General features: G+C 52.8%; 5 protein-coding genes. All 5 read right to left on the bottom strand.

The features are described from left to right. Window positions 1-91: 91 nt before the first annotated feature. The gene (locus ACTF5Z_RS08925) at window positions 92-886 is read right to left on the bottom strand and encodes a thioesterase family protein (protein WP_438985331.1); all 795 of its coding nucleotides are present in this window, start codon (window positions 884-886) and stop codon (window positions 92-94) included. A gap of 131 nt (window positions 887-1,017) precedes the next feature. Beyond that, a complete protein-coding gene (locus tag ACTF5Z_RS08930; protein WP_438985332.1) occupies window positions 1,018-2,349 on the bottom strand; it encodes a DUF1254 domain-containing protein in 1,332 nt (443 codons plus the stop codon). Window positions 2,350-2,412: 63 nt separating this feature from the next. Then, the gene (locus ACTF5Z_RS08935) at window positions 2,413-2,847 is read right to left on the bottom strand and encodes a nuclear transport factor 2 family protein (RefSeq protein ID WP_438985333.1); all 435 of its coding nucleotides are present in this window, start codon (window positions 2,845-2,847) and stop codon (window positions 2,413-2,415) included. A 165-nt stretch (window positions 2,848-3,012) separates the two neighbouring features. After that, a complete protein-coding gene (locus tag ACTF5Z_RS08940) occupies window positions 3,013-3,606 on the bottom strand; it encodes a hypothetical protein (RefSeq protein ID WP_438985334.1) in 594 nt (197 codons plus the stop codon). Window positions 3,607-3,710: 104 nt separating this feature from the next. Then, window positions 3,711-4,077 (bottom strand): NAD-binding protein (locus ACTF5Z_RS08945; RefSeq protein ID WP_438985335.1); only part of this gene is annotated, 367 nt, incomplete at its 5' end.

Below are 4,077 nucleotides of genomic sequence, written 5' to 3' on the forward strand. Positions count from 1 at the left end.
CGTATTTCATGAGCTCTTCCTTATTCTGATTCTTGTCTGTGTCAGCACTGGTAACCCAGCCCATCAAAATTCACTCGCCGAGGCGCGTGCGTTAAATAAAGATCGCAACCGTTTGGCGCGCCGCCATGACCGCTCGACCTTGGTCATCCCACAGCGTCATAGCCTGCGATGAATAGCCGTGCTCGGCCTGCTCGGACACTGCGCGCAGCAACCACCAACCCGATGCGCTCGTTATATCATCGCTTAAGATATCCATCGACCACGTCATGCTGCTAACAGGCGCTGCTTTAGAGAATTTGATCATCGACGCCGGTGGCAGAGCATCCCCTAAGGCAATGACAGGCGTTAAGCCTTGCGGCAAGTCATCGTCATCATGGCGCAGCCACACCATCATATCGGGCTCGTGATCGGGTGTGCAAGGCGTTGCTCCCTGGGCTAGCCGCCCCTGAAAATGCTGAGTAAACCCGGGCACTCCCTTACGATTAAAAAAGTCTCGGCTGTCATCGACCGCAGGCACCTCTGGTGCCGCGATATCGAGATAGGCTTGCTCGGAGGGCCGCTCGGCGCCAAAACACAATAATGCGCGGGCCGCTATCCCGGCCTCACCCATTAAATCCACGCCAACGAATGCCGCCGACTTTCCTCGGCGCAACAGTGTCGGTGTAATCACCAGCTCACCAACCGCAGGACCAATAAAAGCAAACTGAGCTGAACGCAAAGGCGGTAAATCCTCATTTGCGCGGCAGGCAGCCTCGTAACACAAAGCCGCTGACAAACCGCCGTAGGCGGTACGGCCCTGTAACCAATCATCGGGAAGCGTGACCGAAAAGCTGTCACCGTTTTGTGACATCGCGGCCAAAAGCTGCTTAAAAGAAGTACCAGACATAGGTGTTACCGCCGTAAAAAAGCCATGAGCTTAGCGCGCCTTGCGCACAATATCACCCCCTTGGCGGGGGCTTTTATTGACTTCTTGCGACCGAGATCAGCGCTTGTCAGAAGTTCATAGCAACAGCCCGCTCACTGAATCCGCGTGATCACTGGTAACACATAATCGCCCGATAATGCCTCGGGTTTGGGTAAGTACAAACGGGTTACCACATGAAAATACGACTCGGGTATCGGCAGCCAGTTAGACACGCCCTCGGCCGGTGGGCGCGCCGACAAGGTCAGTACCAAACTGCCATCGTCGTCGTACTGTAGCCCCGGGGTGCGGTCACCAATGGAATAACGACCCAAGCTGTTCTTAGTCAATTGGGAGGTTTTCGCATCGTAGGCGGTAATCGACCAAAACGCATCGACGGGCGGCAACTCGCCCTTGGCAAACCGCATTTGATACACGCGGTCACCCTGCAAAAACTCGCCCGTTTGGTCTGTCACCGAGGCGGGGTACATGGCTTCTTCGGGTTGATTGATATAACCGCCGCGAGCAATTTCAGCGCGCAACAAATAGTCCAAACCTGGGTCGGCAATTTTATCGGATATCATCCAGCCGTTGGCGACACGCGTCGGTTTAAAGCCGCGCTGAGTTAATAACTTTGGACCCTGAACGATGGCACAACCTAAACCCAGTAATTCGCTCGCGCTGAGTTTATTGATATCAAAATTAGAATTTGGCCCCAAACCAAAGCGATCAAATTCTGCCAACAAGCCCTCAGCACTGGGCGGCACAGGCATAGACTTAAGCGCCTCGTTCAGTACAGCAAAGTACTGAATGCTTTGGTGAGGGTTAACCGCTGATGCCGAGACTGGCTCCGGCCCTCTCTGCCCGATCAATTGTATTTTCTGAGCCATTGCGCGAGCCTCGACTTCATCGGCTGTGTCTTGCGCAAGTACACGACCCAGCATCCAATTGATATCGGTAGCCAGACGCACCACCTCAATACCGGGTTCTACCACGCCACCCGTCGGCCCAACTAAGGCGTACCGGCCGGCTTCGCCCTGATTCGTTCGAGTGCCAACGTGTATAGGTTTACCGTACAAATCCATAAACGCCAGCGTGTAGTACCTGCCGCCCATTTCGGGAACCTCAAGATAAACAGGGCCCTGCGATAAATCGACCCACGCATTCATGTACAAGGTATCGACGTTCGGCGCGCGTAACTGCCCTTGGGTCTCTGGCGTTAATAAATGCGGATAAACGGCAACATCGTTCACCGCAGAAGCGACAGGCTGGCCTTCTCGCGTCCAGTGAGTCTCGTTAAATTTTTGCTTGTGTAAATCGACAATCGGAAAGCCGTACACATAGGCCTGTAATCCCACGCTTTGCGCATAAACAAACTCAATATCGGTCTGTGCAGTGCACTCCTCGATCGCAGGAAGCGGCATCGCTGCCAGTAGAGCATCAAACATCGTTACCTCTTTTTATCTTCTGCCAAGCCCAGGGGAAAGTGAAACCCTGAAATTAATGTCTCATTAGGCCGTTACATCATCGCGACTCAACGTACGAATTTCTTCCCAATCAATAATTAAGTGCCGCCGCGTAAACTGCCACCGGCCCCTGTTTTTACTCAGCCGATCTTGGTAGCGAATGTGCCAACTCAGAATCTTTTTCTCGCCATCTATCATTTGGATGTGGTCAGCAATGCAGTAAGTTTCTGCAACGATCTCAGCACCCTCGCGCCGCGCGGTGACGTTCATGACATTGTGGCGGGTGCGCAGAAAGATTTTCTCTAAGGTGTCTATTAGCTCCAAACACCCATCGATGCCCTCGTTGTAAAACCCAGGGCCATCGATTAAGCAATTTTCGGCCAATACTTGGCGCCATAGGTCCTTATCTAAACGGTCGGCGCCGCAAGCATAGATGTCGGCAAGATCACGCACGATCGCGACCGGGTTTGTGGTTGGCATGGTCATTCACCTTATTATTCTTAACAGTGTTAAGTAGTGTAACCGACCCGCCAAAAGGCTCAAGTGAAGAGCGTAGTCCGCTCAGCTTATTTCAGGCGCTAAAAAGGCTACGCTCGCACATTAGGGGAGGATGTGAACGCGAGCGCAGCAGGAGATGATCTGTATTTACTTGGCAGGCTTTGCTTTGTACTTGTTTAACACGGCAGTGCGCAGCTCGCTGAATTCTTCATCTGTGATTAAGCCTTCGCGCTTGGCGTCGCCTAAATCACGAAGTTCTTGCGCAAGGCTGCTGCGACCGGGATGCGGCACGGGGGCCATCTGGGGCATGAACATACCCTTGTTATCGCCAAGCTTGATGACTTTTACACCCTTGGGCGCGTAAGGCAGTTCTTGGGCGTCGATTAACATTTCGATATCGATGTCTTCGCCCTCGGGCATGTCATCAACGCTGCCCACCCAGCGATCTACTTCGCCATTAGGACCGCGTGTTTCAATACGAACCATTCCTTCACCAACGACCTCGCCGTCACTTAAAAAGACTTCGACTTCTTTCTCGATGGCGTCACCGCCCAAGCGCTTTACAAATACGCGGTGCTCGCCCACTTCCATGGCGTGTCCCTCAAATTGCGAGGCGCATTGGCTCACACAATCTTCTAAAGAGTCAGCGGCTGGTGCGGCAGTGGTAGTCGTCTTAGCTGCAATCACGCAACCCGGCAACGTGCCCAGTAGCGCAAGAGTAAACAGTGATTTTTTAAACATGGTCGGCTCCTTTAGAAGGCGTTTTTCAGTGACCCGCAGTGTAGCGAGACAGCAAAACAATGCCAGTATATTGCGGCAAACCGTTAACACCTTGGGTTAAATCGTTATAGACCTAATTGAGCCCGCGCATGTGCCGCAAAGCCCGATCCCGCTTGCGCAAACAGGTAAAACGCCGAGATACCGTGTTGCTCTAACTCTTCCGCTTCTTCGGGGAATCGCACGACTGCGGCCATGTGACCCTGATAACCGAGCTCTTGAAGTAAGCGTGTCACTACCATATTTTCTTGATGATTGGTCAAGGCAAGCATAACCAATTGCAGTTCAGACAGATTAATTCGGGACCAAAAATCGGGGTCGGTAGCATCGGCGGCAATCACGCGTCGGTGGTCAGCCATGTGTTTCAGTAGCTTATGGTCGTTATCGTCCACACCCAACACGCCGTAGCCGTATTCCGTCGCCAAATCCTCGTAA

The sequence above is a fragment of the Aequoribacter sp. genome (genome assembly GCF_965659035.1).
Lineage (GTDB): Bacteria > Pseudomonadota > Gammaproteobacteria > Pseudomonadales > Halieaceae > Aequoribacter.

Bases quoted from the DNA above. Each gene is read 5' to 3' on its own strand.
- ACTF5Z_RS08925 (WP_438985331.1), bottom strand. From the start codon at position 886: ATGTCTGGTACTTCTTTTAAGCAGCTTTTGGCCGCGATGTCACAAAAC.
- ACTF5Z_RS08930 (WP_438985332.1), bottom strand. From the start codon at position 2,349: ATGTTTGATGCTCTACTGGCAGCGATGCCGCTTCCTGCGATCGAGGAG.
- ACTF5Z_RS08935 (WP_438985333.1), bottom strand. From the start codon at position 2,847: ATGCCAACCACAAACCCGGTCGCGATCGTGCGTGATCTTGCCGACATC.
- ACTF5Z_RS08940 (WP_438985334.1), bottom strand. From the start codon at position 3,606: ATGTTTAAAAAATCACTGTTTACTCTTGCGCTACTGGGCACGTTGCCG.